This is a genomic window from Qipengyuania sp. B-5, from assembly GCF_056857815.1.
On sequence record NZ_JBSXNU010000051.1, the window covers coordinates 31,446 to 50,757 of the forward strand.

Sequence of the window (19,312 nt, forward strand, 5' to 3'; positions counted from 1 at the left end):
CTAAACAAGCTTGTATCAAGTCCTTTCCCATACGGCGTTGCATCGCACAAAAGGCGCTGGCAAAGGCGGCAGCCATGAGCACCGAGCTATCCAAGACTTTCGACCCGGCCGAAATCGAGCAGCGCTGGTACGCGTATTGGGAAGAAAACGGCCTGTTCCGTCCCGAACGCCCGGACGCAGAGCCCTTCACCATCGTGAACCCGCCGCCGAACGTCACCGGCTCGCTCCACATCGGCCACGCGCTCGACAACACGCTGCAGGACGTGGTGATCCGTTATGAACGCCTTCGGGGCAAGGATGCGCTGTGGGTGGTAGGCACAGACCATGCGGGCATCGCCACGCAGATGGTGGTCGAACGCCAGCTCGAGGCGAGCCAGGACAAGCGCACGAATTACAGCCGCGAGGAATTCGTCGACAAGGTCTGGCAATGGAAAGAGGAAAGCGGCGGCACGATCACCCGCCAACTCCGCCGCCTCGGCTGCTCGATGGACTGGTCCAGAGAGCAGTTCACGATGGACGAGCATTTCTCGCACGCCGTCCTCAAGACCTTCGTCGATCTCCACAACGACGGCCTGATCTATCGCGACAAGCGGCTGGTGAACTGGGACCCGAAGCTGAAGACCGCCATTTCAGACCTTGAGGTCGAGACGACCGACGTCAAGGGCGGCTTCTGGCACTTCAGATATCCGCTGGCGGACGGCGTCACGCTCGATGACGGGCGCGACCATATCGTAGTCGCCACCACGCGCCCGGAAACCATGCTCGCCGATATGGCAGTGGCGGTGCATCCCGATGACGAACGTTATAAAAGCGTAGTAGGCAAGCATGTCGTTCTGCCAATCACGGGCCGCCGCGTGCCGATTGTTGCCGACGAGCATGCCGATCCCGAGCTGGGTAGCGGCGCGGTCAAGATCACGCCGGGCCACGACTTCAACGATTTCGAAGTGGGCAGGCGCGCAGGCATGAAGGCGGGCGATATGCTCAACATGCTCGATGGCGATGCCAACGTCTGCCAGACCGCCGACGGGCTGGTGCCGGAAGAATTCCTCGGCCTGCACCGCTTCAGGCGAGACGGCGTGGATGGCGCACGCGAACTGGTTGTCCAACGCCTGAAGGAGCAGGGCTACCTCATCCCGCATGTCACCAGGGACAAAGAAGGCAACGAGACCGAGCATGACTCCGAGCCGCGCACAATCGCCACCCCTTTCGGCGACCGTGGCGGTGTGGTGATCGAACCCTGGCTGACCGACCAATGGTATGTCGATGCCGAAAAGCTCGCGCGCGCGCCGATCGAGGCGGTGAAGGACGGTACCATCGAAATCGTCCCGAAGGCCTGGGAAAAGACCTTCTTCAACTGGATGGAGAACATCCAGCCATGGTGCGTCAGCCGCCAGCTCTGGTGGGGCCACCGCATCCCTGCATGGTACGATGCCGACGGCAAGGCCTATGTCGCCATGACCGAGGAAGAAGCACAGGCGCAGGCTGGCGAAGGCGTGGTGCTGACCCGCGACGACGATGTTCTCGACACGTGGTTCTCCTCCGCACTCTGGCCATTTGCCACACTCGGCTGGCCACGCGACCCTTACCAACCCGTTCGCCCTGAGCTTGTCGAAGGGCCGCACTTCACTTCTGGAGGGACACGGGAAGAAAAGGACGGGGCTTCGACAAGCTCAGCCCGAACGGAAACGGGGGCCTGGAGCGATAACGCAAACCTCTTGTCCAAGCACTATCCCAACAACCTGCTGATTTCCGGCTTCGACATCCTGTTCTTCTGGGATGCGCGCATGATGATGCAGGGCATGCATTTGACCGGCACGGCGCCGTGGCCGCGGCTTTACCTGCATGGCCTCGTGCGCGCAGCGGACGGCGCGAAGATGTCCAAGTCCAAGGGCAATGTCGTCGATCCGCTCGGCCTCATCGACCAGTATGGCGCCGATGCGCTGCGCTTCTTCATGTCGGCAATGGAAAGCCAGGGCCGCGACATTAAAATGGATGAGCGCCGCGTCGAGGGCTATCGCAACTTCGCCACCAAGCTGTGGAATGCGACCCGATTCTGCCAGTCCAACGGTATCGGCGCCAGCACCACTATCGCCGCGCCTGCCGCGAACCAGGCGGTCAACAAGTGGATCATCGGCGAAGTCGTCGAGACCAAGAATGCGCTCGAACAGGCGATGGCCGACCTGCGCTTCGATGCGGCCGCCAATACGATCTATCACTTCGTCTGGGACCGTTTCTGCGATTGGTACATCGAGCTGATCAAGGGCAATTTCGACGAGGAAACGAAGGCAGTCGCCGGCTGGGCGCTGGATCAGATCCTCGTCATGCTGCACCCCTTCATGCCCTTCATCACCGAAGAGCTGTGGTCGAAGCAGGGCGATCGTCCGGACTATCCGCTGATCACCGCCAAATGGCCCGAACCGCAGGCAGAGGTGGACGCGGCTGCCAAGGTCGAAATCGACTGGGTGATCGCACTGACCAGTGCCGTGCGTACTGCGAAGAACGAAATCGGCATTGCACCGGGCGCAAAGCTGGTAGCATTTTGCCCCTCTCCCTCACCTCTGGGACGCAAGGTGGCCGAAGAGAACGCACCTGCCATCGAGCGTCTTGCACGCCTCACCCAGATCCATTTCGCCGAAGCGCCCGGCGGCGCGGCGATGCAAGTTGCGGCGGGCGAAGATGCCTTCATCATCCCGCTCGAAGGAGTCATCGACATCGAGGCTGAAAAGGCCCGCCTTACCAAGGCGATGGAAACCTCCTCCAAGGAAGCGAAATCGCTCGAGGGCCGCCTTGGCAATGCGAATTTCGTCGAACGCGCGAATCCGGAGGCGGTCGAAAAGGCCCGCGCCGATCTTGCCCATCACACGGCGGAAATCGAACGGCTGGAGGCGGCACTGGCGCGTCTGGGCTGACCGAGGCCCGGATTGCGCCGCCGAGGCTATCCTGACGCGGGTCGAAACACGGAGACGGGTTTTCCTACTTGCGTTACATATGCCATGTCCGATGCATTCATTAGCAGTCCTTCGCGTCCAGGGGGGGCCGAAAATCCGCTCTTTTGTCGCCTTTGCATGGTCAAGTGATGGAAAATAAACGCTTTTTCAGGATGACGCCGGAGTCGCCTTTGTCGCCTTCGTCGCCGGGTCGAAAGCGGCGATGACTCTCGTCCTCGCCACCGATGACAATGGCGGACCGGAAATTTTCGCGTCGGTCCAGGGCGAAGGGCCGAGCGCGGGCATGCCGGTCGCCTTCATGCGGCTTTCGCGCTGCAATCTTGCCTGCGTGTGGTGCGACACGGCCTATACCTGGCATTTCGAGGGTGACGAACGCCCCCATCGCAGTGGTGTGACCTTTGCGCGCAAGACCAATCAGGTCACGCTGGACGAAGAAGAGGTTGCCGCGCTTATCCTTTCCCTCGGGCAGGATCGGCTGGTGATCACCGGTGGCGAACCGCTCCTGCAGGCGCCTGCGCTGGTGAAGCTGCTCGACTTGCTGCCGGATATCGCGGTCGAGATAGAAACCAACGGGACCACAAAGGCCACGCCCCGGCTCGATATCCGTATCGACCAATTCAACGTCAGCCCCAAGCTGTCGCATAGTGGCAATCCCGCCAATCTCGCGCTGCTGCCCGAACGGCTGGACGCCTATGCCACCGATCCCCGCGCATGGTTCAAATTCGTGATTGCCCAGCCTGCGGATGTCGAGGAAGTGATGGCCCTGCGTGATCGCTACCGGTTCCAGGCCGACCACGTCTTCCTGATGCCGGAGGGAACGGATAGCGAGACGATCCGGACACGCGAGAAATGGCTCGCCCCGCTATGCCTGAAACACGGTTTCCGGCTTAGTGATCGGCTGCATATTCATCTGTTTGGAGATACCAGAGGAACGTGATTCCTCCCTTCGCAGGGATCGCTATCCTTGCGAACGCCAGCGCTGGACTGTGCGAAGGACGAGATCCTCTTCTCCGCCGGGCTTGTTCCACATCTCGATGAAGCTCGGGTCCTCCGAAGCTGGTCGCTTCACTTCCTCGAGATTGTCAAAGCTCACGCGGATGGGTATCGCGACGCCCTCGCCGCAGATGATGCACTCGCGGTTGCGGAGTGCGGGAATCGCATCGAGAAACCCCCGCGCACCTTCCGGCATCGCGGCACGGACGAAGTCCTGGTCGCGATCGTTGTTGAGGCGCATCGAAATGATCGTGCCGCATTGCGACAGCACGCCTTCGGCAAGGTCCGATGGGCGCTGCGTTATCAGCCCCAGCGAGATACCGTATTTACGACCTTCCTTGGCAATTCGCCCGAGAATGGTGCCGACGGAGTTGCCATCAGCATTTTTCTCGTTGGGCACGTAACGGTGCGCTTCTTCGCAAACCAGCAGGATCGGCGTGGTCTTGTCGTCACGGCCCCAGATGGCGAAGTCGAAGACGAGGCGGCTGAGCACGGCGACCACCGTCGAGGTGATGTCCGAAGGCACGCCCGATACGTCGATGATTGAAATTGGCCTGCCATTGGAAGGCATCCGGAAAATCTTCGCGATGAACTCCGCCATCGTGTCGGCGACCAGCATTCCGGAGAACATGAACTGATAGCGCGGATCGGCCTTGAGCTCGTCCAGCTTGTTCTTGATGCGCATATACGGCGCGGAATTGGTCGCCTTGTCGAGCTTGCCCATCTGGTCCTGGATCTCGTTCGAAAGATCCGAAAGCAGATAGGGGATGGGCGAATCGACCGTGATCTTGCCCATCGTTTCGGCCAGGCGGCTTTTGCTCCGCGCCTTGAGCAGACACTTGGCGAGAATATCGGCATCGACCTGTCGTTCGTTGCCATTGCTGGTCAGGATGACTTCGCAATGCTCTTCGAAGTTCATGATCCAGTAGGGCATCTGGAGATTAGAGACGTCGAGGATCACGCCGGTGTTGCGAAACGCCGCCGAATATTCGCCATGCGGATCGATCATGACGATATGCCCTTCGGGCGCCGCCTCGCAGATGCGGTGCAGGATCAGTGCCGCACTGGTCGACTTACCGGTACCGGTCGAGCCCAGTAGCGCGAAGTGCTTACCGAGCATGGCGTCGACATAGATGCCGGCACGGATATCCTTGGTCGGATAGACCTTGCCGACGGTGATCGAACTGCGCCCGTCGCTGGCGTAAACCTGTTTCAGATCGGCAGTCGAAGCCGGATATATCATTGCCCCCGGCACTGGATAGCGCGTCACACCGCGGCGAAACCCATGCAGTTTACCGGTGAGCTTTTCCTCCATCCCTTCGCCAAGAAAATCGATATTGGCGAGAATGCTGCCCGCCTTCCGATCCTGCCGCTGATTCCGCACGCTGGCCAGCAACCAGCTATTGCCAACGCGGATCTTGATCTGCGAGCCGACTTGCCCCGCCATTGCGATTGCGGGATCTTCATCATCGGCGCATTCGGTCAGACGTTGCGTGTCGATGGCGATCATCGATCCGGAGCCCGCGATTTCAAGTACGACGCCAATTGGCTGGAGGGCGTTGTCGCTGGGCATCACGACATCGTCTTCGGAGGACGGGGCCGGATCAGTCTCAAGCTTTGGAGCAGGCTCTGATGGAGTTGATGGCGCTCCCTGCAGGGGCGCCGCAGGAGTTGGCGCCACTTCGTCCGATACAGCGCCTTCGGCAGGAGGAAGGACAGACGGTTCGTCAGCCAGCTTTTCAGATGTAGTCTCCGGCGGCGAAATGGTTTGCTGGTGAACATAGCCCGAGCGCGAAGCCGCCCCGGTGGCAGGTGAAGTCATCTCGTTAGCTGCAGAGCGGCGAATTCGATCGCGCAGCGAATTACTGCGCTGTTCCGGCTGTTCGGACTCCATTTGACGCGGACCGCCAAAGGAACCGAAATCTCCATTGCCCATATCGTTCATTATCCAGCCCTGGCCCCTCGAATTGGCGCATATGCGTTAGCTCGGAGTGATGGCGGATAAGGGTTAAAATCGGGTCAACGATGGTGATTTGTCACCGTGTCACAAGCGCGCGAAAACCCGTCCTGCCCCCCAACCCATGAAGACAGAAAGAAACACGGCAATCAGACCATAAGCGAGGCCGTAATTCTGCGAGAAATATTCCACGCGGCGTTCCATACCGACCTTGCGGACTTCGACTTCCGCCACCGCCGAAGCGATGACACGGCCCTGGGTCACCGCAAATGTTTCCGCAGTATAGGTGCCTGTAGTTACATTCGAAGGCAGGGATATCCGGGCCTGGTACAGGACGTTTTCGGTAATCTGCACCCCGTTCATATCCTCTTTGTACAGTCCCTGGCGCTGCTTGAGATCGACCAGGCCTTCGGCAAACCGAAGCTGTTCTTCGGGGTCGATACTGCCGCTTGGAGAAAGCTGTATGTATCGTGTGCCGAATTCGTAGATCGCGGCGGTCTTTTCATCGACGATCTCGGAAACGGACCGCGATGAAGCAACCGCGAAGAAGCTCGGCACGGAACGGAAATCGTTGCTCTGTGCATTGACCCAGACGCCGGCGAAACGTTCCTTTTCACGAAGGCGGATGGGCTCGCTCGGACCCTTGAGTACGACCACGATATCATAGCCCTGCCCGGCCCGACCATCCGGATCGAGAACTGCGCCGAACAGCAGCAGTTCGGTCCCGGTAAAGCCTTGGCGTACCTGGACTTCGTGCTGCGAGACTTCGGGCACCAGCACCGGATCGCTCTGACCCATCAGAGCAAATGCGGCGAGCGAGAGCAGCAGGAGCCTCACAGAGAATATACCGTGTAGATTTCGTCAGGCTGGTAGAACAGCCCGAGAAGCATGCGAAATGCGATGGCCAGGACGATGGCCGCCAGGACCAGCCGCAGAATTTCCGGTTTTGCCTTGACCGCCAGTTGCGAACCGAATTGCGCCCCCGTCACCGAACCGATCAGCAAGAGGGCCACCAGCACTATGTCCACCGCTCGTGTGGTCAAAGAATGCATGATAGTTGTGGCAATGGTGACGAACAGAATGTTGTACAGGCTCGTGCCTACAACGACATTGGCACTCATGCCGAGTATGTAGAGCATCGCCGGCACGAGGATAAATCCGCCCCCTACACCCATGAGCATGGTGAGGATGCCGACCACGACACCGACCAGTGCCGGCGCCAAGGGAGAAATGTAGAGACCCGAGCCATAAAAACGCCAACGCCAGGGAAGGTTCGCAACAAGAGGATGGTGACGCCTGCGCGGGGCTTGCTTGCCTGCGGTCCCCCGAAGCACCTGCAAGCCTTCCTTTGCCATAAGCATTCCGATCGATCCGAGCAGGACGACGTAAAGGGCGTTGATTACGACATCGATCTGTCCGATCGAACGAAAGAAACGGAACAGCAGCGCGCCAATGCCCGCGCCTATAACCCCGCCTCCCACCATGACCGAGCCCATGCGATAGTCCACGCCCTTGCGCTTACTATGCGCGAATACTCCCGAGACACTTGCACCAGTTACCTGCGTCGATGCCGAGGCAGCAGCAACAGTCGGTGGAATGCCGTAAAAGATCAGGAGTGGAGTGGTCAGGAAACCACCTCCTACTCCAAAAAGGCCCGACAGCACTCCCGTCAGCGCCCCGAGCGCAACGATCCAGAGACCGTTCACCGAAAGGTTTGCGATGGGGAGATAAACGTCCATGGGCCAGCCCCTATCGCAGGCGAAGAGTGTATAAAAGCGGAACTGCGCTTTCAGTTTCCCGAGATTGCCGTGTGGGCCGGTTGCCGACCGCTCGACCGAACTCTTGCATGACATTCCTGCCGCCGAAACACCCGTTCTTCCTCACAAACTTTGCACAACGGAGAATCGACACTTGCAACGTGCCCGGCTTTCCGAAAAAGAGCAGCCCGACATGACCGAACGCCCTTCAGCCTTTCGCCTCGTCTTCGCACCGGTTCGCGCGCTTTTCGTTAGCGATGCTTCGGCAGGGATATTGCTTATCCTCGTGGCAGTGGCGGCCATGCTGGCAGCCAACTCGCCGCTTGCGGACGAATACCAGCAACTCTTTTACGGCAAGCTGCCATTCACGCCGATTCCCAAGCTTTACGATCTTCATTTGTGGATCAACGACGGGCTGATGGCGATCTTCTTTTTCGTGGTTGGCCTGGAGGTCAAACGTGAATGGATCGAAGGCCAGCTGAGTACGGCGCAACAACGCAGGCTGCCGATCCTCGCCGCAATTGCCGGAATGGCCGTACCGGCCCTGTTCTATGTTGGTGTAGTTGGGGGCGACGCGCAGTTGCTGCGCGGCTGGGCGATTCCGGCTGCCACGGATATTGCCTTTGCCATGGGTGTGCTTGGCCTGTTGGGTAATCGTTGCCCGGCATCTCTCAGGCTCTTCCTGCTGACTGTGGCGATTGTCGACGATATCGGTGCGGTCGCGGTGATTGCGGCATTCTACACCGAAGAGATCAAGATGGTGTGGCTGGCCGCATCGGCCGCAGTAGTCGTCGCGATGATGGTCATGAACCGTATGCGTGTCGCCAGATACTGGCCATTTATCGCAATGGCTCTCGTCCTTTGGTTCTTCGTGCTCAACAGCGGGATTCATGCGACCATAGCAGGGGTTGCGGCAGCATTGACGATACCGATGGTCGGCAAGGACGACGAGACCATGGTTGAACGGATGGAGCACGGACTAGCTCCCTGGAGTGCTTATCTCATCGTTCCGGTTTTCGGCTTCGCCAACGCCGGTGTCCCGCTGGCGGGAATCGGGATGGAGGGGCTGCTTGCACCGCTTCCGCTCGCGATTGCCACCGGCCTGTTTCTCGGCAAACAGGTTGGCATTTTCTCTGCGATCTGGCTGGCCGATAAGGTCGGTTTCGCGCCGCGCCCCGATCAAGCGAGCTGGCAGGAAATCTGGGGTGTATCGATATTGTGCGGCATCGGTTTCACGATGTCGCTTTTCATCAGCGGGCTCGCCTTCACCGGCCAGGCCGACGTGATCAACGAAGCCAAGCTCGGTATACTCTCCGGCTCGCTGCTGTCGGCTGTGCTCGGCTTCGTGGTGCTCCGCCTTTCGACCGCTCACCCCGAAGACGCGCGCTCACCCTACGTCGATTGAACACGCGCTTAGCGCGGGCTCTACCAACTCCCGGTGTTCTCCATGCTCATCCAGGGTTCCTGCGGTTGGAGATAGCCTTCCTGAAGAAGTTCGACCGAGATTCCATCGGGTGAGCGGACGAACGCCATATGACCGTCACGCGGCGGACGGTTGATGGTATGTCCAGCATCCATAAGCCGTTGGCAGGTATCGTATATATTCTCCACACGATAGGCGAGGTGACCGAAATTCCGGCCACCGTCGTATCGCTCGGGGGCGCTCCCGTCTTCGGGGGGCCAATTGTAGGTCAACTCGACCTCTGCCACGCCCTCCTGTCCAGGTGCTGCGAGAAAGATCAAAGTAAATCGGCCCTGTTCGCTATCTGTCCTACGGACCTCTTCGAGACCGATAAGCTTGAAAAACGCGATTGTGGCCTCGGGATCGGCGACTCGGATCATGCTGTGGAGATATTTGGTCATGGCCCTCAGGTAGGAGCATAAAATACATTCGAAAAGGGGTGCGCCCGAAGGCACACCCCTTGGTACATCGCCAGTGAATTCTCTAGAAACTGGCGCTGATGGTCCCGACGATCGCGTCATCGGTAAATCCGTCGATGGACGGACCCTCGACGCCGACATAGGCCACCCCAACTTCGAGAATGCCCGAAGAAACACTGGCTCCGAGCGACCAGTCCAACCCGCTGTCATCAGCGGAACCCGCGAGAAAGGGCGGGGCGAGAGCGCCGTCCGTGTAACCCAGATGCGCCGAGAGCGAGATGGGTGTCGAAGGCAGCGCATATCCGAGATCGGTGTAGACATAGAGGTTGTCGTCCCCGCCCAGCGAATCCTGTTCGAAAGCGTAGGCCGCGCCTACGGTTGCTTCTGCAGGACCGAGGGTAAAGCCGACCGAAGCGTAAGGCTCCCAATAGTCGGTATCGAGACCTAATTCCTCGGTAGGATAGGCGTAATAGAGCACTCCGACATCGACCGCGACACCGTCCGAGACATCGCCCGACCAGCCTGCGTAAATATCGAATTCCATCTCGCCATAGGCATCGCCACCGTCGATGGACGATGCCCAGGTCCCTACGTAGAAGCCACTTTCATGAGCGACATCGACGCCGCCCTGTATTGCCGGATCACCTCCCGACAGAGACACACCGCGGAAGCGGTAGTCGGTGGTCAGAGCGGCATTGGCGGAAATTGTGATCGGACCGCCGTCTTCTTCTTGGGCGGTTGCCACTGTAGGTAAGGCTAGGCCTGAACCAGCCAAGGCGAGCGAAACGGCAATCTTGCCGTGAAAGGACGTGAGCATGTGCGAACTCCTTCGGTTCGGTTTGGTGCTTCGTCCCACCTGCGCATCCGTCGGGTCCTGATTTTTTATGGATCCTCGATCGAATTCGAAACGAACGTGCAGGAAATGCATTTTACGCGCAAGATAGATGCATTAAGTTTTCGCTATTGCAACAAATAGCGTGGCTATTGTGCAACTGCGAAGTCAGCGCATACGCCCCCCGACTTGCCGCTCGCGGCGCGGTGGCCTAAGCGCTCGCAAACCTTCGAAAGATACCTGCACCCAAACCATGTTCCAAAGCATCCGCCGCCTATTTGCGTCCGGCACGGCCTCCCATCGAAACGCGCGAGTTCCAGATGGCGAGCGTCTCTATGTCATCGGGGATATCCACGGCCGGCTGGATCTGTTCAGGGCGCTGCGGGACGCCATCGAAGATGACGATGCTGCCCAGCCACCAGGCGAAACGACTGTCATTCTTTTGGGCGATCTCGTGGATCGCGGACCCGATAGCGCCGGAGTAGTGAAGTCTGCGCGGAAATGGGGCGAAAGCCGCAAGGTAAGATACCTTGCCGGAAATCATGAAGAAATGTTCCTGCAAAGCTTCGAGGATCGCGAAATACTGCGGCATTTCCTCAAGCATGGCGGCAAGGAAACCATACTCAGTTATGGGCTGGACCGGAAAACCTATTCGCGAATGAAGATGAGCGAATTGCAGGAGGTCATGAAGGAGGCTGTGCCGAAAAGGGACCGCAAGTTCCTCGCTTCCTTCGAAGACATGATCGTCATCGGCGACTATGTCTTCGTTCATGCGGGTATTAATCCCAAGCTCGCACTTGATGAGCAAAAGCCGTCCGACCTGCGCTGGATTCGTGAGCGCTTTCTGAAGCACGAAGAACCATTCAGTCATGTCGTCGTGCATGGCCACACCATTTTCGAGGAAATGGAACATCGTAAACACCGGATCGGTATCGATACGGGCGCCTTTCGCACGGGTCGGCTCACGGCTTTGGTGCTTGAAGGGACCAGTCGACGCACCATACAGGCTGTCGCCGGCAAGAACGGCGAAATCGCCATCGAAAAGAGAGATGCGTAGATGAAGATCGCAATGGTGGGTTCGGGCTATGTCGGCCTCGTATCGGGCGCTTGTTTCGCCGACTTCGGTCACGAGGTCGTCTGCATCGACAAGGACCAGTCGAAGATCGACCGGCTGCACGATGGCATTATGCCGATCTACGAGCCGGGTCTCGCCGAACTGGTTGCCTCGAATGTCGCTGCCGGCCGGCTGAGCTTCACCACCAGCCTTGCTGAAGGTATCGACGGAGCCGATGCGATCTTCATCGCCGTTGGCACACCCAGTCGCCGAGGCGATGGCCATGCCGATCTCTCTTACGTCTACGGGGTGGCCAAGGAAATCGGTGAGCACCTAGCCAACGATGCCGTGGTTGTTACCAAATCCACTGTCCCGGTCGGCACCGGCGACGAGGTGGAGCGGATCCTGCAGGACAGCGGCACGAGCCACAAATTCTCGGTCGTATCGAACCCCGAGTTTCTGCGCGAAGGCGCGGCCATCGGTGATTTCAAGCGCCCCGATCGCATCGTCATCGGCGCCGAGGACGAGTTCGGCCGTGATATCATGCGCGAGGTCTATCGCCCGCTTTTCCTGAATGAATCACCGATCCTGTTCACCGGAAGGCGCACAAGCGAACTGATCAAATATGCGGCCAACGCTTTTCTCGCGACCAAGATCACCTTTATCAACGAGATGGCCGATCTCTGCGAGAAAGTGGGGGCCAATGTGCAGGACGTCTCGCGCGGCATCGGGATGGACAACCGTATCGGTTCCAAGTTCCTCCACGCCGGGCCTGGGTACGGCGGATCGTGCTTTCCGAAAGACACGCTCGCCCTGCTCAAGACGGCAGAGGATTTCGACAGTCCGACCCGGATCGTGGAAGCGGTGGTCAAGGCCAATGACAGTCGCAAGCGCGCCATGGGCCGCAAGGTTATCGACGCGCTGGGCGGTGCCGAAGCGGCTCGCGGCAAGAAAGTCGCGCTGCTCGGACTGACCTTCAAGCCCAATACTGATGACATGCGCGACTCTCCTGCCATTGCGGTCGCGCAGACGCTTACCGACGCGGGCGTGGAGGTCGCGGCCTACGATCCCGAGGGCATGGAACTGGCCAAGCCGCTGATGCCCGAAGTGACCATGGTGGACGAACCCTATGCTGCGATCGCAGGTGCCGATGCCATCGCCATCGTCACCGAATGGGATGTGTTCCGCGCGCTCGACCTGAAGCGGATCAAGGACCTCGCAAAATCCCCCGTCCTGGTGGATTTGCGCAATATCTACCGCCCCGACGACGTGCGTGCTCTGGGCTTCGAGTATTCCAGCATCGGGCGGACCTGATACGGACCTTGCGCATTTCACCGTGCACGGATGAGGGCTGAAGTGCGCTACGAGGCAGGCGTTCGATAATAGAATTCCAGCCGCACGCAGAGGTCTGTTCCGTGAAAATGCCAGGGGGCCTGTAAGCCGGGTTCTGTTCCGCACGCGGTATGCTTGCACACCAGCCGCGCGGCGGCAGCCATTCGTCTGGGCCATGGATTGCTCCATGGCTCGAGCAGCCAACCCGGGCGACTGGGGAGAAACACCCCTGTCCCGGATCAAGTCCGGGACACGCCGCCCCTATTCGGCCTTGCTCCGGGTGGGGTTTGCCATGCGGGCGCTGTTACCAGAACCCCGGTGCGCTCTTACCGCACCCTTTCACCCTTGCCTGATCTTCCGAAGAAGCCATCGGCGGTATGCTCTCTGTGGCACTTTCCCTGTGGTTGCCCACGGCGGGCGTTACCCGCCACCCTTGTCTCGTGGAGCCCGGACTTTCCTCGCGACCGAAGTCACGCGGCTGCCCGGCCCCCTGGCGAGAAGGCAGATAATGCGCGCCGCGCAATTCGCCAAGCGAAACCGCTTCGAAGTGTGACGGGCACACGTGTTTGTAAACTCGTGACCTTCCAGCTTTCCCGTTCTTTTCCAATGTTTTGCACCTATTTGCGCTGATAGGGGTGTGACCTTTGCAGAGCGGGCATGGCCAGCGAATTTCATGCCGGTTCCCGTACCGGAACCGATCCGCATGGGTATCCTCGGACTGAAAGGTGGCATTTCGAGGTGCATCCCCGACCTCTATATCGGTACTACGCCTGTAGGAAACCGACAGGCGCAGCAGCAATCCTTTATCTTGTGCCACAAAGCCCTGAAAAGCTTGATCGAACGGTGGCTACATTAATCCTTAGGAAAGGCCAGAACCGTCGAAAAGTGAGGCTGAAGAATTTGCCTACCTTCTAGCGTCCGGTGAATGGCCAATCCAGTATGAGCCAGGAACCGTATCGGCGTTGGGAAGCATTGCGGGCTTGAACTGCGCATGTTCTAGCAGCGCAGCACAGCCTTGCCGGTCAAGAGCGGCATCTCCCGTCGAAACATTCATCCCGCAGCCTGTGGGTTTGCCCGATTCATCAATGACGAGCTGGAAAACTACATATTCTACATCGGCTTTGCGCAATGCCGCGTTGTATTCCCGATCGAAGGCCTCTTTTCTCCATGTGGGCTCTTGTACGGGAACCGGATGATCGAAGGCCGGAGGAACATAGGCATCCTTCGGCAAAAGATACCGAACAGATTGCGTGGTGCTCGAAGCAATTGACTGGCCCTGCGCGTCGCGCGCCGACTCGTAGCGGGCATAAGCTTCCATCCCACTGCAAGCGGAAATGTCGAGTGCCAGCGAACCGCTCGTCTCTAGGACTTTGCAATTCGAGACACGACCGTCCTCGCCGATGTCGATACGCATCGTCACCAAGCCTTCTTCTCCCTTCATGAGAGCTTCGGAAGGGTAATTTTGCTGAATTGCCTGAGCCCAGTCGGCTATATCGACAGGACGTGCATCGCGAGCCCCTTCATCGGGTTGGACGACGACATTCGCAGACCCAAACAATACGGTTCCTGCGAGAAACGCCCCGATGGTTTTCATAACCTCCCCCTTACCTTGCGATCCCCCTATCCCGATCCAGCAGGAGCTGGAACAGGATCGCCCGTACTTCGCCGTCGATCTCGCCATTGATCTTTTCCGGACGCCACCGGCGCTGGAAGGCTTCCACCGCCTTGTGCCCATCGGAAACGTCGTAGCCGAAGCGTTCGAGCGCGAGGTAGAATGCGGCGTCGTTATCGAAGGGATCGCCGCGTTCGAGCTTTTTCGGCCGGGGCAGGCACAATCCGTATTCGGCCAGGCGATCCCATGGGAATAGTTCGCCCGGATCGATCTTGCGCGCTGGCGCGACATCGGAATGACCGACCACATTGGCGCGCGGAATATCGTATTCCTTCACGATCCGCGCGACCAGCGGAACCAGCGCTTCGAACTGCGCCTCGTTGAATTCACGATAGCCGTATTTATGGCCCGGATGGTCGAGCTCGATCCCGATGCTGGCAGAATTCACGTCCTTGTGACCGCGCCAGTATGACAATCCGGCATGCCAGGCCCGCTTTTCCTCGGGCACAAGCCGTACGACTTCGCCCTGCTCGCCAATCAGATAATGCGCGGAGACCTTGGCTTCGGGGTCGCAAAGGCGTTCGATGGCGAAGCCCTTGTCCTCCATCTCGGTGTAGTGGATGACCAGCATCGAAATGGGATGCTTGCGTTCGTCGTGATTGGGCGAAAGCACCTCGCGGTCGACGAGTTCGTCCTTGCTGGAGGGCAGGCCTTCGCCCAGCTTGCCGAAATCGCTCACCCGATCAGTCCTTCGCCTTCGGGCAGGATCGCGCCGAGCACCAGTGTCTCGTCGGTTCTGGCGTATTGCAATCCGCCGCCCGACTGTTCGGCCAGCAAGCGGATCATATGTGCCGCGGCCGTGCGGCTGGAAAGCTCCTCGCGCGCAAGACTGCCGTCGAGAGCGCGGCCGATATTGTCGTCGAACCCTATCTTCGGGCCGGCAGCGCGAACCACGATCTCGCAATTGCCGTCACGCATTTCGGCACCGATATCGAGCGTGCCGCCGCGCACCAGCGCATCGATGGCGATCTGCGCAAAATTGAGGAGGACCTTGACCGCCGGCTTGGCAAGGTTGGCCGCATCTATCGCCCAATTGACCTCGACCTTCTGCTTGTCCGCAACCAGTGCGTCGATCAGGGCCCTGGGTTCGTGAACGTCGACGCGCTCACCGAAACCGCCCGCAGCCCCGAAGGCCAGCCGGAAGAATTTCAGCTTGTTGGTCGAAGTCGTCGCGCTCTGTTCCAGCAGCGCCATGACATTCCTGCGCATTTCGGGATCGTCTTCCATCGCCAGAAGCTCGAGCCCGTTGTTCAGGGCACCGACCGGGCTGAGCATGTCGTGGCAAAGGCGCGAGCAAAGCATTGCCGCAAGATCGATCGATTGGCTGTCGTCCATTTATATCCCGTCGAAACTCGAATTGACCGCCTTCTAGCGGGGGGAGACCACATAGGGAAGCGCAGCGAATCGCGCATCCCCCTCGCGCCAGAAAGTGACGCGACCCGCCGCGATTATCGCCCAGATGAACCCCTGTCCTGTCGCCATGGCCTCATCGGTAGCGGAAGGACGCGCAAGGCCGTTGGGGTGGGAATGGTAATAGCCCAGCACCTGCGGCCCTCCTTGGCGCGCCTCGCGATGTGCGTCGATCAGCGCCTGCGGATCGATTTCGAAATGGCTTTCGGGCCGCGGATGCACGTTTTTCGCCGGATGGATCGAAATGATCGCGTCCCCTTCGCCCATCAGAATACCGCAACATTCGCGGGGGAAGGCATCTGCCGCTTCCACGAGCAGGGCGTTCAAAATCTGCCGAGAAACCTTCAAACCGTTCGCCCTGAGCTTGTCGAAGGGCCGTCCTTCACTTAGGCGCGACCCATGCCGTTCTGGGCCTACATGCTACATTGTTGCGACGGTGCCTACTACATCGGGCACACGGACGATCTGGAATTGCGTGTCGCGCAGCACGAACGCGGTGAAATCGAAGGATTCACCGCGGACAGATTGCCGGTGGAACTGGTCTGGTCGGAGGAGTTCGCAACGTGTGAAGAGGCGCTCGCTGCTGAGCGAAGGATCAAAGGCTGGTCTCGGGCCAAGAAGATGGCGTTAATCCGTGGTGACTGGGAGCGGATATCGGAACTTTCCAAAAGCAAAAGCGGTGCTTCGACAAGCTCAGCACGAACGGATTTTGAGTCCATCTCTCCTCCCGTTCGCCCTGAGCCTGTCGAAGGGCCGTCCTCCTCTTCCGAGCAGGTTCTCGAAGGCTTGATCCACACGTCCGGCCGTCTCGACAAGGCGCTCGCGGAAGCGACCGGTCTTTCGCGCGAGAGGGTGAAGGGTCTGATCGCGGACGATGCGGTCGAGATAAACGGGAAATCGGCAAAATCGGGTTCTGCAAAGCTGACCGGCGGGGAGAGCTATGTCGTCACCCTGCCCCCGCCCGAGCCGCTTGAAACCATCGCACAGGACATTCCCCTCGACGTGGTGTTCGAGGACGAACACCTGTTGGTGGTGAACAAGCCTGCAGGGATGGTGGTCCATCCGGCGACAGGCAATCGCGACGGAACGCTGGTCAACGCGCTGTTGCATCATTGCAAGGGGCAGCTTTCGGGGATCAACGGCGTCGCCCGTCCGGGCATCGTCCACCGGATCGACAAGGATACGTCCGGCCTGCTTGTCGTCGCCAAGAGCGATGCGGCACACGAAGGGCTGGCGCGGCAGTTTGCCGACCATTCGATCACCCGGCGTTACCTGGCGGTATGTGCCGAGCATCCCAACCCGCCGTCGGGGACAATTTCCACTCGTATCGGGCGGTCGGACAAGGACCGCAAGAAGATGACCGTGCTGCCCGACAAGTCCACGCGGGGGAAACACGCGGTGACCCATTACGAAACCTTGCAGCGTCTCGACCATGCGGCGCTTATCGAATGCCGCCTTGAAACCGGACGCACCCATCAGGTCCGCGTTCACTGTGCGTCAATCGGTCATGCGCTATTGGGTGATCCTGTATATGGACGCACGCCCAAGCCGCTCCGAACGCTGCTCGAGAGCCTCGATTTCAAGCGCCAGGCGCTACATGCGGCCCGATTGGGATTCATACATCCTATCAGCGGTGAAAGCTTGGATTTCTGCGCCGAATTACCCCACGATATGCGGGAACTCATCGACGAAACCGCTCGTTGAAATCGATGAAACGCGCGTGCAAATTCGGTCGCGTTCTGTTACAAGCAAACCAGTGGCCCGAATGATCGGATGCCCAGCAGGGGTCCGGCAAGCGAGGTCGACGCAAGAAAGGTCAGGGTAAAGTGAGCAATACCAGAAGTTTGAGCGTCCCGGCGCTCGGTGGTGAGCAAAGCCTCAACCGCTATCTCTCCGAAATCAAGAAATTCCCCGTGCTGACGCAAGAGCAGGAATACATGCTCGCCAAGCGTTACGAAGAGCATGGGGACAGCGAAGCTGCGGCGCAGCTCGTCACCTCGCACCTGCGTCTCGTGGCGAAGATCGCCATGGGCTATCGCGGCTACGGCCTGCCTGTGTCGGATCTCATTTCCGAAGGCAATGTCGGCCTGATGCAGGGCGTGAAGAAATTCGAAGCCGACCGCGGCTTCCGCCTCGCCACCTATGCCATGTGGTGGATCAAGGCGAGCATCCAGGAATACATCCTGCGCAGCTGGTCGCTCGTGAAGATGGGTACCACCGCCGCGCAGAAGAAGCTGTTCTTCAACCTTCGCCGGATGAAGAAGAACCTCGATGCCTATGAAGACACCGACCTTCACCCGGACGATGTGAACAAGATCGCGACCGATCTCGGCGTGCCCGAGCAGGAAGTGATCAATATGAACCGCCGGATGATGATGGGTGGTGACGGTTCGCTCAACGTGCCGATGCGCAATGGCGAAGAAGGCTCGGGCGAGTGGATGGACTGGCTGACCGACGATCGCCCGCTGCAGGACGAGACGGTTGCCGATACCGAGGAAAAGGAAGTGCGCCACGAAATGCTGGTGGAGGCGATGGACAGCCTCAACGAGCGTGAACAGCACATCCTTACCGAACGCCGCCTGACGGAAAACCCGCAGACGCTCGAAGAGCTGTCGCAGGTTTACAACGTCAGCCGCGAACGCATCCGCCAGATCGAGGTTCGCGCCTTCGAGAAGCTGCAGAAGGCGATGCAGCGCATCGCCGGCGACCGCTTGTTGCCCGGCGTGGCCTGATCCACCGTACTGAACATGAAAGCGGCGTGAGAGGATGGACCTTTCACGCCGCTTTCTTTTATGGGCCACATGATGATACGGTCGCTGACACGCTTCTTGTTCAAGTTCCTTGTCGGCTTCATCGGACTGAGCCTGGCGCTTGTCCTGCTGTTCAAGTTCGTCCCGGTTCCGGTCACGGCCACGATGGTCCTCGACGGGAACGGCATAACCAAGGACTGGGAACCGCTTTCGCAGATCGATCGCAATATGGTGCGCGCCGTGATTGCCGCGGAAGATGGCAAGTTCTGCACTCATGACGGTTTCGACCGCGAGGCGATCGAGACGGCCATGCGCGAGAATGCGCAGGGCGGGCGTATCCGTGGCGGATCCACCATCAGCCAGCAGACCGCCAAGAATGTCTTCCTGTGGCAGGGTGGCGGCTATTTCCGCAAGGGACTGGAAGCCTATTTCACGCTGCTGATCGAGAAAATCTGGGGCAAGCGGCGCATCATGGAGGTCTATCTCAACGTCGCCGAAACCGGCATCGGAACCTATGGTGCGGAGGCCGGGGCGCAGCGGTATTTCGGAAAGAGTGCTTCTTCTCTCACCACGCTCGAAGCTGCACGAATGGCGGCAGCGCTTCCCTTGCCGAAAAAGCGCTCCGTCAAGAACCCGAGCGGCTGGCTGCGCGGATATGGCAACACGATTTCCGCACGTATCGGCGTCGTAGCCCGTGACGGCCTCGATTCCTGCGTTTATCAGTAG

General features: G+C 59.4%; 17 protein-coding genes, 1 other RNA gene and 1 pseudogene. 9 read left to right on the top strand and 10 right to left on the bottom strand.

Annotated elements, in window-relative coordinates; all coding sequences use genetic code 11:
* Nucleotides 1–74: 74 nt before the first annotated feature.
* Both AC13CE_RS10545 and AC13CE_RS10550 read left to right on the top strand, forming a co-directional pair.
* The gene (locus AC13CE_RS10545; protein ID WP_482972346.1) at nucleotides 75–2,909 is read left to right on the top strand and encodes a valine--tRNA ligase; all 2,835 of its coding nucleotides are present in this window, start codon (nucleotides 75–77) and stop codon (nucleotides 2,907–2,909) included.
* 241 nt (nucleotides 2,910–3,150) lie between these two features.
* On the top strand, nucleotides 3,151–3,885 hold the full coding sequence (locus tag AC13CE_RS10550) for a 7-carboxy-7-deazaguanine synthase QueE (protein ID WP_482972347.1): 735 nt from the start codon (nucleotides 3,151–3,153) through the stop codon (nucleotides 3,883–3,885).
* A gap of 21 nt (nucleotides 3,886–3,906) precedes the next feature.
* On the opposite strand, the gene AC13CE_RS10555 is transcribed toward AC13CE_RS10550, so the two are convergent.
* The 3 genes from AC13CE_RS10555 to AC13CE_RS10565 form a co-directional block, all read right to left on the bottom strand.
* A complete protein-coding gene (locus AC13CE_RS10555) occupies nucleotides 3,907–5,886 on the bottom strand; it encodes an ATP-binding protein (protein ID WP_482972348.1) in 1,980 nt (659 codons plus the stop codon).
* Between the two features lie 99 nt (nucleotides 5,887–5,985).
* Nucleotides 5,986–6,696 (bottom strand): TIGR02186 family protein, encoded by a 711-nt coding sequence (locus AC13CE_RS10560; RefSeq protein WP_473820450.1) that lies wholly within the window; start codon nucleotides 6,694–6,696, stop codon nucleotides 5,986–5,988.
* A 35-nt stretch (nucleotides 6,697–6,731) separates the two neighbouring features.
* A complete protein-coding gene (locus AC13CE_RS10565) occupies nucleotides 6,732–7,637 on the bottom strand; it encodes a sulfite exporter TauE/SafE family protein (RefSeq protein WP_221537724.1) in 906 nt (301 codons plus the stop codon).
* A 211-nt stretch (nucleotides 7,638–7,848) separates the two neighbouring features.
* Between AC13CE_RS10565 and nhaA the strand changes: the two genes are divergently transcribed.
* A complete protein-coding gene (gene nhaA / locus AC13CE_RS10570; RefSeq protein ID WP_221537725.1) occupies nucleotides 7,849–9,060 on the top strand; it encodes a Na+/H+ antiporter NhaA in 1,212 nt (403 codons plus the stop codon).
* 20 nt (nucleotides 9,061–9,080) lie between these two features.
* Here the strand turns inward: nhaA and AC13CE_RS10575 are convergent, their stop codons facing one another.
* Together AC13CE_RS10575 and AC13CE_RS10580 are read right to left on the bottom strand one after the other, a co-directional pair.
* Nucleotides 9,081–9,518 (bottom strand): VOC family protein, encoded by a 438-nt coding sequence (locus AC13CE_RS10575; protein ID WP_221537726.1) that lies wholly within the window; start codon nucleotides 9,516–9,518, stop codon nucleotides 9,081–9,083.
* 82 nt (nucleotides 9,519–9,600) lie between these two features.
* Nucleotides 9,601–10,353 (bottom strand): TorF family putative porin, encoded by a 753-nt coding sequence (locus AC13CE_RS10580; protein ID WP_473820431.1) that lies wholly within the window; start codon nucleotides 10,351–10,353, stop codon nucleotides 9,601–9,603.
* Between the two features lie 268 nt (nucleotides 10,354–10,621).
* Here AC13CE_RS10580 and AC13CE_RS10585 point away from each other — a divergent pair, with 268 nt between their 5' ends.
* A complete protein-coding gene (locus tag AC13CE_RS10585; RefSeq protein ID WP_482972349.1) occupies nucleotides 10,622–11,425 on the top strand; it encodes a metallophosphoesterase family protein in 804 nt (267 codons plus the stop codon).
* Nucleotides 11,426–12,736 carry a UDP-glucose dehydrogenase family protein gene (locus AC13CE_RS10590; protein WP_482972350.1) on the top strand — a complete coding sequence of 437 codons (1,311 nt, stop codon included), beginning with the start codon at nucleotides 11,426–11,428 and terminating at the stop codon, nucleotides 12,734–12,736. It abuts the gene before it with no gap.
* Between the two features lie 106 nt (nucleotides 12,737–12,842).
* On the opposite strand, the gene rnpB is transcribed toward AC13CE_RS10590, so the two are convergent.
* From rnpB to AC13CE_RS10615, 5 genes are all read right to left on the bottom strand, one after another.
* Nucleotides 12,843–13,248, bottom strand: an RNA gene (rnpB, locus tag AC13CE_RS10595) — RNase P RNA component class A.
* Between the two features lie 410 nt (nucleotides 13,249–13,658).
* The gene (locus AC13CE_RS10600; RefSeq protein ID WP_482972351.1) at nucleotides 13,659–14,435 is read right to left on the bottom strand and encodes a TonB family protein; all 777 of its coding nucleotides are present in this window, start codon (nucleotides 14,433–14,435) and stop codon (nucleotides 13,659–13,661) included.
* Nucleotides 14,359–15,105, bottom strand: a complete 747-nt coding sequence (locus tag AC13CE_RS10605; protein ID WP_345719402.1) for an N-acetylmuramoyl-L-alanine amidase — start codon at nucleotides 15,103–15,105, stop codon at nucleotides 14,359–14,361. Before AC13CE_RS10605 ends, AC13CE_RS10600 begins: the two co-directional genes overlap by 77 nt.
* Nucleotides 15,102–15,761 (bottom strand): histidine phosphotransferase family protein, encoded by a 660-nt coding sequence (locus AC13CE_RS10610; protein ID WP_482972352.1) that lies wholly within the window; start codon nucleotides 15,759–15,761, stop codon nucleotides 15,102–15,104. The genes AC13CE_RS10605 and AC13CE_RS10610 overlap by 4 nt, the downstream gene beginning before the upstream one ends.
* A gap of 33 nt (nucleotides 15,762–15,794) precedes the next feature.
* Nucleotides 15,795–16,163: a M67 family metallopeptidase gene (locus AC13CE_RS10615; protein WP_482972353.1), complete on the bottom strand. Its 369-nt coding sequence runs from the start codon at nucleotides 16,161–16,163 to the stop codon at nucleotides 15,795–15,797.
* Between the two features lie 90 nt (nucleotides 16,164–16,253).
* On the opposite strand from AC13CE_RS10615, the pseudogene AC13CE_RS10620 reads away from it, so the two are divergent.
* From AC13CE_RS10620 to mtgA, 4 genes and pseudogenes are all read left to right on the top strand, one after another.
* Nucleotides 16,254–16,397, top strand: a pseudogene (locus AC13CE_RS10620) (GIY-YIG nuclease family protein); the annotation flags it as partial.
* A 225-nt stretch (nucleotides 16,398–16,622) separates the two neighbouring features.
* Entirely contained in the window at nucleotides 16,623–17,540 is a 918-nt protein-coding gene (locus AC13CE_RS10625) for an RluA family pseudouridine synthase (RefSeq protein WP_482972467.1), read from the top strand.
* A 122-nt stretch (nucleotides 17,541–17,662) separates the two neighbouring features.
* Nucleotides 17,663–18,568, top strand: a complete 906-nt coding sequence (rpoH, locus tag AC13CE_RS10630; protein WP_221537733.1) for an RNA polymerase sigma factor RpoH — start codon at nucleotides 17,663–17,665, stop codon at nucleotides 18,566–18,568.
* Nucleotides 18,569–18,640: 72 nt separating this feature from the next.
* A complete protein-coding gene (mtgA, locus tag AC13CE_RS10635) occupies nucleotides 18,641–19,312 on the top strand; it encodes a monofunctional biosynthetic peptidoglycan transglycosylase (protein WP_473820448.1) in 672 nt (223 codons plus the stop codon).